The sequence below is a fragment of the Hyphomonas sp. genome (assembly GCF_036964145.1).
Lineage (GTDB): Bacteria > Pseudomonadota > Alphaproteobacteria > Caulobacterales > Hyphomonadaceae > Hyphomonas.
In genome coordinates this window covers 99,331-113,953 of sequence record NZ_JBALUC010000003.1, presented here as the reverse complement: position 1 = coordinate 113,953, position 14,623 = coordinate 99,331, and the positions used below count along the sequence as shown (strand labels likewise).

Sequence of the window (14,623 nt, the reverse complement as noted above, 5' to 3'; positions counted from 1 at the left end):
CCTAATTGGCCCGGTCGATGTCATCGGCCCATGCGGCCAGCCAGAATGTCGCCGCCTGCCAGTTGATCGCAACCTCGTTCAGCTCATACGCATCGACGTGGTCAATATAGCATATCTGAGCATGGCCATCGCACAGATCGATGATGGCTCTTGAGGCCGGACCGGCCGGATCGGTGTTGTTCGGCCCGCCCGCCACGGCGCCCGGAGGCGGCAGAGGGAAGCCCCTGTACTGGGCGCCAGCCCAGTGACGGTGGTGCGGCGCCTTGAAGGCATTCTCGCCATGGCCGGAAACATAGGAGATGTCCCGCGGATTGCGGCCCAGAATGTAGTCGAGCAGATCCAGCGCACCATCGCGATATTTCACATCGCCGGACATGTCATACGCTGTGCCGAGGATCAGACCGCGATTGGCCAGTGTACCGATGGACCCCCAGGGCCAGACGCCGCGATTGATCGGGATCTGGTAGCCTTCGAACCGGGTCTGGGCGAGATAGGCGTCCGCTGTCTGCTGCACGCCTGCGGCGGCTTCCTGCCTCAGGGTCTCATCCGGTGCGAACCGGGCGAGCGTCAGGATTCCGAGGCCCTTCGTGGCGCCCCAATTTGGTTCCTTGAGCCCGTTGACCGGCCATTGATCCAGCTGGTCCTGATAGGTCTGCAGATCTTCGGCATAGGCCGCCTCGCCGGTGGATACGTACATTTCAGCGGCCGCCCAGTAGAACTCGTCGCGAATGTCTGTCGATCCGTAAGGCCCAGTGCCGGGGAAATTATTGTAGGCATAAGCGTCAGGTACGCGCTGGGCCGCCGCATACGCCCGCTTTGCCGCAGTCAGGCACTTGTCTGCATACGCATCATCCACCCCACGGAACACGCGAGCACACTGGGCGCCAACAGCCGCAACATGCAAGGTCGCCGCTGTGGACGGCGCGAACAGCGCACGCGGTCCGGTATTGTTGTGAGGCATGATCGGCATGGCAGGCCATTCAATGTTGCCGGATTTGTGATGAACCATGCCGGAGACATCTGCCATCTTCGGCGAGTCCGGTTGCCACTGGCCATCCATGTTGCCGCGGACAATCGCGGCCTGCGCGCCCTCTGGCGCCTGCATGCTCAGCATATAGTCGAGATTGTAGCGAGCCTCATCCAGGAGATCGTTCAGACCGTTGCCGGATTCCGGAATATTCGCTGCGCCGTCGTCAAATCCCGATGTGCCGCGCTCATAGGCGTTGAGCAGCGTCCAGACGCTGATGCCGCTGTTGACGACATATTTGCTCTGGTCGCCGGCATCATACCAGCCACCGCTAACATCCAGCTTGTAGTCACAGCGCGGCCACTCGGCCTTGTAGAGATCCTTGCCTTGGAAGCAGGTCAGCATTTCATTTTCGTGTGCCGCCGGACGAGCCCATTGTTCACCACCGGCATATTCAGCCTCGATCGGGACGCCCGCGCGGTTGTGATAGAAATAGTTCAGCGTGTCGTATTTCAGGTCCCGGAAGACGTCTTCTGCCACATTGAATGGGTGGCTCTTGCCGACCCCTTCGACCTCCAGAATCAAATTCGTGGCGGGCGTCTTCAGGGCGTCCGTCACCACGAGGTGGAGATTTGCGCCGGAGCCTTCATCAAAGCCATAGGGAATGGTCCGGCCCTGCACGACCACGACCCCGTTGGGGGCGGTGATTTGCCATTGCAGGGACTCCGTCAGGTCGCTTTCCGCGACACCGATGAAATTGTAGCCCGGCCGGATACCCGTCTGCGTTGCCCGGACCGGGCCTCGCGGTGCATTGAAGGCGTTCAGGTATTCCTGCTGCTTAGGTGTGACAACATGGGCCCCGTTAGCCATTCCATCATCTCCGGGAGTGGTCACCGAAGAACACCCGGACAACAAGACAGACGATACAATCGCTGCCAGACCTGTTTTGCGAAGCGTGAGCATGGATTTTTCCCCATATTGCGCTGTCTGTGCGGCAGCAACTTGCAATATTAGGGCCAAATCCATTCGGCCGCGAGGCCTGCTCCGGTGCCGGCAGACTAGTTGACGGACCCGTAGTCCGCACCGGCCTCGCTGAAATAGGCACGCCAGAATGCCTTCACATCGGCCATCGGCAGATCATAAATCTGCCGGGGCACGATACGCGCAACAACGTCGACCTCCTCCAGGCTCGGGCGCATGTCGGCCAGATCGGACTCCAGATACGCGTCATAATCGGCACCGAGGCGGTAGAAACTGAACCCGTCAGAATGCTGCATCAGGTCCGACACCAGCACGATCCGGCGATTGGATTCTCCCGGCTGGAAATCGGCGCGGTCTGCGATCGAATAGACCGCCTCTACCAGAGGCGAGCTTGGCTGGCGCGTGTCCGTCAAGGCGGCCTCGACGTTTTCCAGCAAGGGCGCATAGAATTGGGTCTGCCAGGTCTGTTCGATCATTTTCGGGTTCTGGAAGATCGGATTTGCCTCCGCGGCGCTTCCCGAAGAACAGGCATAGTAAACAAGCTTCGGGTCATAAGGGCTTGCCGCATTCGGCGTCATGACGGTCAGCCGGCCGTATTTCGGCAAGGCGCGGGCTTCGGCATCCACGAATTCATAGACCCAGTCGAGATCGTTCGGATTGAACGGATCCGACTGGTCGATCAGGATGATCGTGTGGGCCGGATCCTTGCGGTCTGTACGGCAGCTGGTGTCAGCCATCAGGCTGGGCGGCTGGTTGAACGCCACGACGGCGAACAAGGCAAAAACTACCCCCAGCATCAGCGCGATCATTCCGCGCCAGAACCATGGGCCTCGGTCACTTCTGCGACGTGGCATCCCTTATGTCTCCTTCTAGGCCCGCCGAGCCTGGTCCACGGGAACGTGGGTAGCGCCCTTGGCATCGCGGACTTTGCCAATTTCGTCGGCAACTTTCTTCTCGATCGAGGACAGGCCTTTCTGGACCTGCTGGATGTGCTGTTCCAGCCATTCACGGGTCTGGTTCAGAGCCTTGATGTTGTTGTCGATTGTGGCAATTGCCTTGTTCGCCTGATCCCGTTCCTTGGAATAGTCGAATGGCGGCAATTGTGGTGTGATGATTTCGCTGAAGTATTCAGGGCATGGCGCCTGATCGCCGAGGCGGTCACGATTGGCATTGCGCGCCCGGCGGTGGGCCTGGCGGTAAGCCACTTTCAGGCTGCGCTCCTGATCCGCTGCGCGGGCCGCGATGGCAGAGGCATAATCCCGGCGCGTCTCGAGCAGGTTCATCGCCTTTTCGATCTCCCGCTTGGCCGTGACATGGCGCGATTGCTGGGTCTCGAACCAGAGGCGGCAGCTGGAGAAATACTCTGACAGGTCATCGCGCACGCCGTTGCGGACTTCCTGCCGGCGCTCATAGGCCTTGCGCTCCTTCCGCCAGACGCGGCCATAGCCGGGATAGCGGTCGGAAATACGGTCATAACCCTCATAGATGGCAAGGCCAAAGACCGCGAGTCCCATGAAGAGCAGGCCCAGGGCGAGAAAGCTTTCCAAGCCGAAAATGTTCGGGAACATCGACAGGATGACGTCGCCGGGCGCAATCGAGAACATGGAGAATGTTCCGAGCGTGCCGGCGGCCGTGGCGGCTTGCAGGCCCGTCTCAACGGCGTCCCGGAAGTGCGCGACGAAGAAATTCAGGAAGATGCCGGCAAGGACAAAGACCATCGCGACCGCGCCGCCCATGATCTTGGCTGGCAGGGCGGGATGGTTCAGGTAGCGCAGGCCAAAGAAGCCCGCGATCACGCCGAACACGACATTTACCGACGACACGCCAAAGGCGATCATCAGGCCACCCATCAGGCCATTGGCCTGTGCATCCTTGAACAGGAGCGCGTTAAAGCCCCCTTCGAGGATCATGATGAAGATCAGGATGGCGACGGCCTGTTCGACATTCTTCTTGATGTCAGGGGTGCGGTCGCCGATCCTGTCGCCGTGACGCAGCTTGAACTGCTGAAGCTCGATGATCGCCGCGGAATGGGTTTCCTTGGCATCATGCACATCGTCCAGCTCGTAGTGCCGGTATTCGTTCTCTTCGGACTTGATCGCTTCGCGCAGCTGGTCCGGATAGATGTCGATTGGCGTGTAGTCGCTGATATAGTTGCGGACCGTTGCCGCCGTCGTGGTCAGCCAGGTGCCGAGACCGCGGCGCACGTCTTCTGCGCGTTCCGCGATCTGCTGCTCGCATTCGCTCCACTGGTCAGGGGTGGCCGCATCAGAGGCCGGCAGGCCGTCACGGCCATCCTTCTTTGCGGTGACCTTGGTGAACTGGCGGTTCAGCCCCAGATACCCTTGGGCGCGCTTGCCTTTCAGCCCGTGATCGGAAAGATCGTTGCGGATCTCCAGCGGCTTGATTTTGCTCTGGCATCCAACATCCGCGCCCCAGCGCACAGCATTCTTCGACATGCTACATCCTCTTAACAGCTCAAGGCTTTTCATTAACTTTCGCGAGGATGCGGTGGCTTGGTTACTGAAGCGTGAAAGCTGAAGCAGGAAGTGTGGATCGTAATGTTTTTACATGCGTTGGTGCTTGCCGCTCGGCTCACGAAAATGTAACAGAATAACTATGAGCGCCCGGCATCATCGCACGTACCGACTGGCCTTCCTCGCAGCCCTGTTCGTTTTCGTTCAGGCGCTGGCGCTGGGCCATGCCGCAGCGCATGCCGATCAGCCACATGACCATTACGGTGTCACCTGTGATCTGACGGCTGTGGCGCATGTGCAAATCGTGCTGCCGGATGTTGTGGCCAGCCCGTTTGTGTTTCCGGTTGAGACTGCGGTCACCGAACCGTACTTCTCGCAACCCCTCTGGATTCGTCCGCCCGGCCGCGCGCCGCCGCCGCGAAGTCCGCCCTCCCCTCAGCAATAGCGACTGATCCTGCCGTCTGCGGGCGGCGTTCCCTATTGTCTGAAGGACTCCCAGAACATGAAATCCCATATCTCTCGCCGCGCTGTCGCGGCCTCGCTCCTGCTGGGCGCAAGTCCGCTTGCCCTCGCCCAGGAAGCCCCTGCCACCCTTGAAACCGTTATCGTCACCGGCGTTGGTCCCCAGCGTGAAACCGATGAAATGATCGGCAACGCTTCCGCCATCAATCGTGATGAACTGGTGCAGAAACTCTCTGGAACGCTCGGCGATACGCTTGCCGGTGAACCGGGCGTCTCGACCACATTCTTTGGACAAGGCGCGAGCCGGCCGGTCCTGCGCGGGCTTGGCGCCGAACGCGTGCTGGTGCTGACCAATGGCATCGGCGCGATCGATGCCTCCGCCGCCTCGCCCGACCATCAGGTTGCCACCGACGGAATCGATGCGGAAAAGATCGAAATCCTGAGAGGCCCGGCCGCGCTGGCTTATGGCGGACAAGCCATTGGCGGCGTCGTGAATGTGATCGACGGCCTGATCGTGGAAGACCTGCCCGACCGCGCCATCTCGTTCGACGGCCTCGCCGCCAGCAATAGTGTGAATGAAGGCACCGAAGCGGCCGGCAAGGCGCGCGTTTCGACCGGCCCCTTCGTCCTGACCCTGTCAGCTTCGACGCGCGACTTTGACGATTACGACATTCCGGGCTTTGCCGAATCCTCTGCTGCACGCGCGGCTGAAAAGGCCGAACATGAAGGGGAAAGTGAAGAGGAACACGAAGCGCACGAAGAACATGAAGAAGTTCGCGACACGATGGAGAACTCCTTCCTTCAGACCGATACGTATGCGGCGGGCCTGTCCTGGGTCGGTGAGCATGGCTTCTTCGGCATTGGCATTCGGCAGCAGAATTCCAGCTATGGCCTTCCCGGCCACGAGCATCATGAGGAAGAGGAAGGAACAGGGGCCGAAGAAGAAGCCCATGAAGAGGAATTCCCGTTCATCGATCTGGAACAAACCCGCTATGATATTCGCGGCGGGATGAATTTGGATACCGGCCCCTTCACGAAGATCGCCGGGAATCTGTCGGTGGCTGATTATGAGCACACCGAATTCGAAGCGCCTGGCGAGCCGGGGACGATCTATTCGACCGAAGGCACCGAGGGCCGCTTCGAACTCGGCCATGCGTTCGGGAATTTCGCGGGCGCGACCGGCTTCCAATTCCTCGACAAGGACCTTGGCTCGGAAGGCGAGGAATCCTTCCTGACGCCGACTTCCACGAAAAATGTTGGCGTTTTCCACTACGAAACGCTGGAGCTGGAAGACGAGTCCGGTCTTGAAGGCGGCCTCCGGTTTGATCGAACGGAGCTGGACAATGCGTTTCAGGGCGAGCAAAGCTTTGACCTCTTCAGCGCATCGCTCGGGGCGCACAAGCATTGGAGTTCCGGCTGGTTCGCAGGCCTGCAACTGGGATATACCGAACGCGCGCCGAACGAGAGCGAACTGTTCGCCAACGGAGCGCACCTTGCCACGAGCCAGTACGAGGTCGGCAATATCGGGCTCGACAAGGAGAGCGGCGCCAATCTCGAAGCGACCCTGCGCTGGGAGAATGACCGGTTCAGCCTGGGCGGCAATGTCTACTACACGGACTTTGACGGCTTCATCTATCTAACGCCCGGCACTGCGCCCGATGGTGGCACGCCGGTGGAGGAGCTGGACGGCTTCCCGGTCTATCTGTTCCTGCAACAGGGCGCCCAGTTCACCGGCGCGGAAATCCAGGGGGAGGCCCGTTTCCCGGAAGGCCTGATGGGCGCAGACTGGACCACGACGGCCAGTCTCGATTTCGTGGACGGGGAATTGGAGGATGGCAGCAATGTGCCTTACCTGCCGCCCATGACCCTCCACGCCTCGCTGGATGCCGATTGGGGCCTCTGGTCGGCCGGGTGGACGCTGACCGCCGCAGCAGACCAGGACGACCCTGGCGCCGGTAATCTGCCGACGGATGGCTATGTCACCACAGGACTTCGCGCCGCCATTGACCTCGCCGAGGCTGGCTATGGCCAGGACGGCACGCAGCTCTTCGTGGAAGGACGCAATCTGACCGATGAGGAAGTGCGCTATGCCACGTCTGTCCTGAAGGATGCGGTGCCGGCGCCCGGCCGGAACATCCGCGTGGGGATCAGGGTGGCGTTCTAGTCAGGCCAGCTCCAACAGGCGGCCTGGTTTGCGGATCCGCAGATCAGGCCGCTTCCTGCCCCAAAAAGGCCGACAGGATGGCTTGGTCGACAACCGTGCGCACATGCAGCGGCTCGAAGGGTTTGGGGATCAAATAGGAGGGCTCGTCATCCTGACCCTGGAGCAGCATTTCCGGATAGGCGGTGATGTAAATGACCGGCACTTCCCGGCTCATCTTGCTGAAGATTTCCTTCACCGCATCAATTCCGACCGACCCGTCCGCCAGACGCAAATCTGAGAGGATCAGGCCGAATTCGCTTTCTGCAGCCAACTGGACCGCTTCGGTCTGGGTTGTCGCGACGCCGACCACCTTGTGTCCGGCTTCCGTCACGATCTGGGAGAGCTGGTAGGAAATCATCGATTCATCCTCGATGATCAGGACCGACGTGCTGACCTCATTGGCGATGGCTGATTCCGCGGTGCGCAGCATTTCTTCAACGTCCGGGACGCCCACCGACAATATCCGGGCAGACTCCTGAACAGAGAAGCCTTCGACGACCGTCAATAACAGCGACCGTCGCTGGAGTGTGGTCATGGCATTCAGGATTTTTGCGATCCCGGTCTCGTCCGTCAGCGTCGACACGCGCTTGCGGATCGATTTGTCGAGTTCGGCAAACAAATCCGCTTTCTGGAATTTCAGGTCCGGGGCAACAGAAATTCTGAAGATGAGCGACTCGATCATGTCTTCCACGGCTTCATCGCCGTTTTGCTGCTCACCCATCAATCCCCGCGCATAGCGACGCAGATAAGGTAGCTCAGAAGATATCAAGTCCGAGAGCATTTCGCTCTTGCCCCCTTATAAAAATTCATTTGTTTCGGCCACGCGATGGCCAACTCACCGGCCCCTTCGTGTTCGGCACAAATGCATAACCAAACCTTAAGGACAATATCCGGCAGCCACGCGAAAAACTTCCCCCCTCAGGGGAATTATCCGCAGTTTTTCTCCGCTTGTGTAGTAATCACAGCAGAATACAGGGCCGTACAATCGTCTGCATTGGTGCATGACATTTCCATGATAATCGCGTGTTGGTGCGCAAATGGCGCCACTATTTCCGCGCCAACCTGCTGCAGATACAACAGAAAGCGCCTCCTGATATCCGGCCCGGACTGCCGCTGGGGCAGGTTTTTGCAGCTGGAACTGCTATTCCTGCGCCCATCGGCTCAGGCCGGCCGGATCAATTCCATCCGGTAGCCATTCGGGCCGGGCCCATTTTCCAGGGTCGCCCCGATCTGGCTGGCTGACGCCTTCATGATGCGCTTGCCCAGACCGGCCACGGAGGTCTCGTCAGGGACGGACTGGACAGGCGCGCCGCCATTATCCTCGCAGACGACTTTCAGGGCGCCGTCTTCCTGCACGGCGCCGGTAATCAGGACCTGTCCGGCCTCACCATCTACAAAGGCGTGCTTGATCGAATTGGCCGCAAACTCGCTCACGATCACCGCAAGGGAGCTGGCGACCAGGGTCGAAATGGCCACCGGGACCGCCTCACAGGTGATGCTGACATGCTCCGGCGCGGAATCCTGCAGCAGGCTGGCAATACGGCTGAGGAACTCATCCATCATCACCGCATCGTCCAGGGGCGAGTCATGCAGCATTTCGTGGAGCGCAGCGGTTGCCTCGATCCGCCGACCAATCGCATCGAAGGCGTCGGTCATATCCGCTCCGCGCCGGACGCGGCCCTGATAAACGCGCACGAGGGAAGCAACGGACTGCAGCGAATTCTTCACCCTGTGATCCATCTCGTCGCGCAGGATATTCTGGGTCTTCAGGGCCAGTCGCAAATCGAGTTCCCGCATCACCTGGCGCGCCATGGTGCGCAGGGCTTTCTTCTGGAAATCGTTCAGCGCGTTCGGCTTGGTGTCCAGCACACACAGCGTCCCGATAGGCAGGCCGTTGGGCGCCGTGAGCAGCGCGCCGGCATAGAAGCGCAGGCCATCGGCCGGCATGCAGAGTTCATTGTCCGCCGTGCGGGGATCCTTGTGGGTATCGTTGATCTCGACAAAATCGGCGCTGAGAATGACATGCGAACAGATCGACGTGGCCAGCGGCGTTTCGCGCGCGCCGATGCCGACCTCGGCCTTGAACCATTGCCGGTCCTCATCGATCAGATTGACCACCGAAATCGGCACATTGCAGAGCGCGGAAGCGAGTTCGACAATCTCGTCGAAATCGGTTTCCCGGGGCGTATCGAGAATATCATATTTACGAAGGGTCTCGAGCCGGAGCGCTTGGTCTGGGTGCGGGGCGGCTTTCATACAGGCGATATTCCACTCTGGAGGGTTCATGGATGCCCCCCACTATAAACAAACCTTAACAAAAAAAAGAACCCGCAATGCCATTCCATGACCGGAACCGGGAACGAGGGGGGCCGTGACGCCAACAGAGGCGACGCCCGTGAAGGCGCTTGGTGGGGAGGTGAATTTCGGAAATAGCTGCTTCGCTCAGGGGTCCGGCAGCGGCAGGCCTTGGGCCGCGTCTGGCCTGCAGGGAGTGATGAAACCGGCGCGCCCCTTCGCATACAGGGCGAGACGCCCCGGCCCGGGCCGGTTGGACGGCATATGAAGGGCGTGTGGAAACTCCCCTGCCAGAGCAGTGCGCAAGGCGCGGGAGGGCGTGGGCGTGAACGGGCTCGTCTGCGTCGCGCGACCGGACAAGTCATCCGACAGGGACAGGATGTTTACCCGGCCCCGATGGTCGACACCCCACAGCATTTGTGAGCCCGGCCCGCCCGCGCGCCGGAACCATGCCTTCAGGCGCTGGATGCGCCAGAAGATCAGCGGCCAGACCGGGTAGAGATACCAGGGCAGGTTCTGAATCGGGGAGAAAAGCGAGCAGTCCATCGCCGGTCATTATACCTCCGTCCACAGAGGGGGAGGACAAGTTTATTTTTGCGGTAGTGGATACGCCAGGATGAGGCGGGTTTGAGGGGGGATAGGATTGCGCTCCGTCAGCCACCAACTTGTCATCCCGGAAAATCCGCAGGATTTATCCGGGACCCGGGTGAGGGTTTAGCCACAACCCGTCATCCTTCGACTTCGCTCAGGATGAGTCCGTCAGGCATCGCACCCCTGTAGCGCTCATGCTGAGCGAAGTCGAAGCATCCGCGCGGGCTTGAGCGCGCCACACTGGGTCCCGGATATTTGCTGCGCAAATTCCGGGATGACAAGAAGAGAGAGTCCGGCTCAGCCGGTGCCACCAAACATCAGGGTGCCTTACATTCGCTCCAATGCGCGCCTATCTGAGTCCTACGCCGCTGCGCCATTCCGGGCGCACCTGTCCGGCGAGCCCCTGCTGCCACTGACTGTTCAGCCCGCGTCGCACACGCGCGCTGCCCTGCCCGGATCGCCGGCGCCCGGTTTCCTGCGCCGCACCCAATTACGAATGCCAAAGGAGACCCTCATGGCCAAAGGTCAGAAGAAATCGAACAAGGAAATCCGCAAGCCGAAAGCGGAAAAGCCCAAGACCAATGCGTCGAACCCGACGCTGAAAGCCGACTCCATGCTCGGCGTCGAGAAGAAGAGGCGCTGAGGCCACCGCCACAGGCTTGAATGAGCGAGGGGCGGGCGCATACTCGCGCCTGCCCTCGTGCTCTTGCATGGCTCAGCCGGTGCGGCCATCCACCCGCCAGTCCGGGAAGCGGCGGGCGCTGCCCGCGAACATCAGACAGACTTCATTGCCCGCCGGGTCGCGCAGCCGCGCTTCGCGCCAGCCCCAGGATTCGTTGGTGGGCTCGCTGTCAAAGACAAGGCCCTTCGCTTTCAACGCTTCGACATGCGCATCCAGCGCGTCGGCAGACGGATGATCGAAATAGATCACCGTGCCTGAGCCCACAGACGCACTGACCGTATGGAGCGACAGAGTCGCGCCGCTGCCATCTGCGCTTTCGAACCGGGCATAGCGCGGCGGCGCATCTACGATCCGCACCATGCCCAGCGCTTCATAAAAAGTAACGCTGGCGGAGTAATCGAGGCAGGGAATGGTAATCTGATTGAGAATCATGGACGGGCCTTTCATGCACGGAATTCGTGAGAGGCCTGTCTTGTAATTGCTCAAGTTTAGTCGAGATCAAGGGCGGATATTAACTGGACTGTGACGCTGCCGATAGCGTTGGCGATTGATTGAGCTCTTATATATCCAGAATGTCGTGAAAAACGGTTACCACATAACGACGTATTTGGATGACTTTCTCTCGATTGCCTGCGACATGAGTTGCCTTCGAAGATAACTCGTAGACCGCCCTAGTCAGGCTCGCCACTGCTTCTTCAAATGCAGTCAACGCCTGCTCAGGGGCAGGACTAGAAGAACGCATCCCTTTGCGCTTCATAATGAAACGTACCTTCTGTTTCATGGTTGGACCATTTCTTCCCTTATCCACTTGGTAACCAACCTCCGCAGTTACCTCGTCGTCCGGAGCGAGATGATCAAGAATTTCTCTTAGGGCCTCCCGGAATTCGAGCGCCGGTCCACGAAATGAAATCCTTGATGTATCTTCCAAGTCCTGCAGAGCTTGTTTGTACGATAGAGATGCCGACGGAACGAGTTCAGCCAGTTTTGCGACAATGTTTCCGTCTTCCTCAGAGAAACCCAATTCCTTGGTACCGAGGCTATGCCGTGGCGGCAAAAGTTTCTCAACATCGCCACGTGCAAATTCGACCCCGAACGCCCTAACTCTGATCCTGCGATCAATCCAAGTTGAAAAATCGCCAGCAGCCCAGTCCTGCTCAAGCGCCTCGTAACCTTCTGCCCACCAGAATTTCTTCGGAACAGGAACATCACGAAACACCCTATCGGCCTCATGCAATTGCTGCGCGCGTGCACGGATTAGTCCGGCATGAGCGCGCTCACAAATTCTCATGCGCGCAGAATACTGCGACAAGATCGGCTCAAGTAGAGCGACTGCCTCGGCTGGCCTAATCCAGTCGTCTTGCTGCGTCATCTCAATGACCATTCAATCTCTGTGAATTAGGTCAAATAGCACAAATTATGCGAATCTGCGCACTACTAAGCTCTAGCTTTAACTGACCCTGCTATTGCCCCATTCTAAAGCGGAATATTGTCGTGCTTCTTCCAGGGGTTTTCCAGCTGCTTGTTGGCCAGAGCCCGGAGGGATTTGGCGACGCGGCGGCGGGTTGAGTGCGGCATGATGATGTCGTCGATATAGCCCTTGCGCGCGGCGACATAGGGGTTCGCGAAATTGTCCTCATACATCTTGGTGTGCGCGGCAATCTTCTCGTCATCACCAAGGTCTTTGCGGAAGATGATCTCGACCGCGCCCTTGGCGCCCATCACGGCGATCTCGGCCGTCGGCCAGGCATAGTTCACATCGCCGCGCAGATGCTTGGAGCTCATCACGTCATAGGCGCCGCCATAGGCCTTGCGGGTGATGACGGTGACCTTGGGCACGGTGGCCTCGGCATAGGCGAACAGGAGTTTCGCGCCATGCTTGATGAGGCCGCCATATTCCTGCTTGGTGCCCGGCATGAAGCCCGGCACGTCCACGAAGGTGACGACCGGAATGTTGAAACAGTCGCAGAAGCGGACAAAGCGCGACGCCTTGCGGGAGGCGTCAATGTCGAGCACGCCGGCCAGCGTCATCGGCTGGTTGGCGACAAAGCCCACGGTCGCGCCTTCGATACGGCCGAACCCGCAGAGGATGTTGGCGCCGAATTTCGGGCTGATCTCGAAGAAGTCGCCCTCATCGGCCACTTTCTCGATCAGCTCGCGCATGTCGTAGGGCGAGTTCGGGTTTGGCGGGATCAGCGTGTCGAGGCTGTCATCCACGCGCTCTGCGGAATCATAGACCGTGCGGACCGGCGGGTCCTCGCGGTTCGATCCGGGCAGGAAGTCAATCAGGCGGCGCATCTGGACCAGCGCCTCGATGTCGTTCTCGAACGCGCCATCGACCACGCCGGACTTCGCCGCATGGACGGAGGCCCCGCCGAGGGTCTCGTGGGTGACTTCCTCATTGGTGACGGTCTTCACCACGTCCGGGCCGGTCACATACATGTAGGACGTGTCCTTCACCATGAAGATGAAGTCGGTCAGGGCCGGCGAATAGACGTCGCCGCCCGCGCAGGGGCCCATGATGACGGAGATTTGCGGGATCACGCCGGAGGAGAGGACATTCTCCATGAAGATGTCGGCATAGCCGGCAAGGCTGTCGACGCCTTCCTGGATACGCGCGCCGCCCGCATCAAAGATGCCTACAACTGGCGCGCCATTCATCACGGCGGCCTTCTGGACCTTCACGATCTTGGCGGCATGGGTTTTCGACAGCGAACCGCCGAAGACGGTGAAATCCTTGGAGAAGACATAGACGAGACGGCCATTGATGGTGCCCTGGCCGGTGACGACGCCGTCGCCGGGGATCTTCTGTTCATCCATGCCGAAATCGGAGCATTGATGCTCGACGAACATGTCGTATTCCTCGAAGCTGCCTTCATCGAGCAGCACTTCGATGCGCTCACGGGCGCTGAGCTTGCCTTTGGCGTGCTGGCGTTCGATTCTTGCGGCGCCACCGCCCTGACGGGCCTCTTCACGTTTCTGCTCAAGCGCTTCGATTACATCCTGCATGCGCACGGACTCCTTGCCAAAAGACTGTCATAAATTTCACTGGCTTGTTTGATAGACACACCGAATTGGTTGGCAAGGGCTAATCCGGTGGTATCTTGCCGCGCATCGCGTCAGCTTCCCCTGCGTTACGGGGAGTCTGACGCGCATTTTGCTGGCCCCGTCAGCTGGGTCCCCGCCCGCCTTGGAAAGAGCTTGCCCCCGAATGAACCCGACAATCCACCCTGCCCTCGGCTCCCTGCAGGGCGCAGTTTCGCTGGCGGCCGTGCTGCTCATGTCCGGATGCGTCGCCTCGTCGCCGAACGAGTGCAGCCCGGACATGCTGGGCGTGTCCCGCACGATCGAGCTGACGCGCGAATCACCGCCGGTCCATGAACTGCTCGAAGCAGACGAAGTCATCCTGACCTATGATGACGGTCCGCACCCGTGGCGGACGAAAGAGGTGATGACGGCGCTTGGCAAGGAATGCACGCGCGCCACCTTTTTCCTGCTGGGCGAGAAAGCCAGCGCACATCCGGAGCGGGCGAGGGCTCTACACGACGCAGGTCATGCCGTGGGAAGCCACAGTATGGACCACGCCCTTCTGCCCGAGATGGAAGTTGAGGCGGCGATGGCGAATGTCCGCGCCGGCCATGCCGCCACAGAAGCCGCCATCAGGCAGTCCACGCCGCTGTTCCGGTTTCCCTATGTCGCCTCGACACCGGACCTCCTGGACGCGGTCCATGCGGAAGGGCTGATCGATGTGGATGTAACTGCCGATAGCAAGGACTGGAGCGGGACGACCCCGAACGCATCAGCGGAGCTGGTAATCGAGGCACTCGAAGCGCATGAGCGGCGCGGTATTATCCTGCTGCATGACCCGCAAGGGAATTCCGCAGCAAGGACCCACGCTGTCCTGGAAGCGCTGAAGGAAAATGGATACCGTGTCGTAGCGCTGGAAATACCAGAGGACTGAGCCGGGGGTA

13 protein-coding genes are annotated in these 14,623 nt (G+C 59.9%); 4 read left to right on the top strand and 9 right to left on the bottom strand.

The genetic code is table 11. The features are described from left to right. Position 1 precedes the first annotated feature (1 nt). From V7660_RS10255 to V7660_RS10245, 3 genes are all read right to left on the bottom strand, one after another. On the bottom strand, positions 2-1,837 hold the full coding sequence (locus V7660_RS10255) for a glycoside hydrolase family 9 protein (RefSeq protein ID WP_335602946.1): 1,836 nt from the start codon (positions 1,835-1,837) through the stop codon (positions 2-4). Between the two features lie 188 nt (positions 1,838-2,025). Further along, positions 2,026-2,802, bottom strand: a complete 777-nt coding sequence (locus tag V7660_RS10250) for a hypothetical protein (RefSeq protein WP_335602945.1) — start codon at positions 2,800-2,802, stop codon at positions 2,026-2,028. Positions 2,803-2,817: 15 nt separating this feature from the next. Then, the gene (locus tag V7660_RS10245; protein WP_335602944.1) at positions 2,818-4,404 is read right to left on the bottom strand and encodes a hypothetical protein; all 1,587 of its coding nucleotides are present in this window, start codon (positions 4,402-4,404) and stop codon (positions 2,818-2,820) included. Positions 4,405-4,564: 160 nt separating this feature from the next. Here V7660_RS10245 and V7660_RS10240 point away from each other — a divergent pair, with 160 nt between their 5' ends. Then, positions 4,565-4,867 carry a hypothetical protein gene (locus tag V7660_RS10240; protein ID WP_335602943.1) on the top strand — a complete coding sequence of 101 codons (303 nt, stop codon included), beginning with the start codon at positions 4,565-4,567 and terminating at the stop codon, positions 4,865-4,867. A gap of 57 nt (positions 4,868-4,924) precedes the next feature. Further along, positions 4,925-7,048 (top strand): TonB-dependent receptor, encoded by a 2,124-nt coding sequence (locus V7660_RS10235; protein WP_335602942.1) that lies wholly within the window; start codon positions 4,925-4,927, stop codon positions 7,046-7,048. A gap of 43 nt (positions 7,049-7,091) precedes the next feature. On the opposite strand, the gene V7660_RS10230 is transcribed toward V7660_RS10235, so the two are convergent. The 3 genes from V7660_RS10230 to V7660_RS10220 form a co-directional block, all read right to left on the bottom strand. Beyond that, on the bottom strand, positions 7,092-7,868 hold the full coding sequence (locus V7660_RS10230) for a PhyR family response regulator anti-anti-sigma factor (protein WP_335602941.1): 777 nt from the start codon (positions 7,866-7,868) through the stop codon (positions 7,092-7,094). Positions 7,869-8,248: 380 nt separating this feature from the next. Then, complete coding sequence (locus V7660_RS10225; protein ID WP_335602940.1) at positions 8,249-9,373, bottom strand: histidine kinase dimerization/phosphoacceptor domain -containing protein; 1,125 nt, start codon at positions 9,371-9,373, stop codon at positions 8,249-8,251. Positions 9,374-9,529: 156 nt separating this feature from the next. Beyond that, the gene (locus V7660_RS10220; protein WP_335602939.1) at positions 9,530-9,928 is read right to left on the bottom strand and encodes a hypothetical protein; all 399 of its coding nucleotides are present in this window, start codon (positions 9,926-9,928) and stop codon (positions 9,530-9,532) included. A gap of 559 nt (positions 9,929-10,487) precedes the next feature. Between V7660_RS10220 and V7660_RS10215 the strand changes: the two genes are divergently transcribed. Next, positions 10,488-10,616, top strand: coding sequence for a hypothetical protein (locus V7660_RS10215; protein WP_335602938.1), 129 nt, complete (start codon positions 10,488-10,490; stop codon positions 10,614-10,616). A gap of 72 nt (positions 10,617-10,688) precedes the next feature. Here V7660_RS10215 and V7660_RS10210 read toward each other — a convergent pair whose 3' ends face one another. From V7660_RS10210 to V7660_RS10200, 3 genes are all read right to left on the bottom strand, one after another. Next, positions 10,689-11,087, bottom strand: coding sequence for a VOC family protein (locus tag V7660_RS10210; RefSeq protein ID WP_335602937.1), 399 nt, complete (start codon positions 11,085-11,087; stop codon positions 10,689-10,691). A 127-nt stretch (positions 11,088-11,214) separates the two neighbouring features. Further along, entirely contained in the window at positions 11,215-12,036 is an 822-nt protein-coding gene (locus tag V7660_RS10205; protein ID WP_335602936.1) for a hypothetical protein, read from the bottom strand. Positions 12,037-12,128: 92 nt separating this feature from the next. Beyond that, a complete protein-coding gene (locus V7660_RS10200; RefSeq protein WP_335602935.1) occupies positions 12,129-13,661 on the bottom strand; it encodes an acyl-CoA carboxylase subunit beta in 1,533 nt (510 codons plus the stop codon). 202 nt (positions 13,662-13,863) lie between these two features. Between V7660_RS10200 and V7660_RS10195 the strand changes: the two genes are divergently transcribed. Then, positions 13,864-14,613 (top strand): polysaccharide deacetylase family protein, encoded by a 750-nt coding sequence (locus V7660_RS10195; RefSeq protein WP_335602934.1) that lies wholly within the window; start codon positions 13,864-13,866, stop codon positions 14,611-14,613. Positions 14,614-14,623: the final 10 nt, after the last annotated feature.

Coding starts and splice junctions, on each gene's coding strand:
- V7660_RS10235 (WP_335602942.1), top strand. CDS start 4,925: ATGAAATCCCATATCTCTCGCCGCGCTGTCGCGGCCTCGCTCCTGCTG.
- V7660_RS10225 (WP_335602940.1), bottom strand. CDS start 9,373: ATGAACCCTCCAGAGTGGAATATCGCCTGTATGAAAGCCGCCCCGCAC.
- V7660_RS10240 (WP_335602943.1), top strand. CDS start 4,565: ATGAGCGCCCGGCATCATCGCACGTACCGACTGGCCTTCCTCGCAGCC.
- V7660_RS10205 (WP_335602936.1), bottom strand. CDS start 12,036: ATGGTCATTGAGATGACGCAGCAAGACGACTGGATTAGGCCAGCCGAG.
- V7660_RS10210 (WP_335602937.1), bottom strand. CDS start 11,087: ATGATTCTCAATCAGATTACCATTCCCTGCCTCGATTACTCCGCCAGC.
- V7660_RS10200 (WP_335602935.1), bottom strand. CDS start 13,661: ATGCAGGATGTAATCGAAGCGCTTGAGCAGAAACGTGAAGAGGCCCGT.
- V7660_RS10220 (WP_335602939.1), bottom strand. CDS start 9,928: ATGGACTGCTCGCTTTTCTCCCCGATTCAGAACCTGCCCTGGTATCTC.
- V7660_RS10255 (WP_335602946.1), bottom strand. CDS start 1,837: ATGGCTAACGGGGCCCATGTTGTCACACCTAAGCAGCAGGAATACCTG.
- V7660_RS10245 (WP_335602944.1), bottom strand. CDS start 4,404: ATGTCGAAGAATGCTGTGCGCTGGGGCGCGGATGTTGGATGCCAGAGC.
- V7660_RS10230 (WP_335602941.1), bottom strand. CDS start 7,868: ATGCTCTCGGACTTGATATCTTCTGAGCTACCTTATCTGCGTCGCTAT.
- V7660_RS10250 (WP_335602945.1), bottom strand. CDS start 2,802: ATGCCACGTCGCAGAAGTGACCGAGGCCCATGGTTCTGGCGCGGAATG.
- V7660_RS10195 (WP_335602934.1), top strand. CDS start 13,864: ATGAACCCGACAATCCACCCTGCCCTCGGCTCCCTGCAGGGCGCAGTT.
- V7660_RS10215 (WP_335602938.1), top strand. CDS start 10,488: ATGGCCAAAGGTCAGAAGAAATCGAACAAGGAAATCCGCAAGCCGAAA.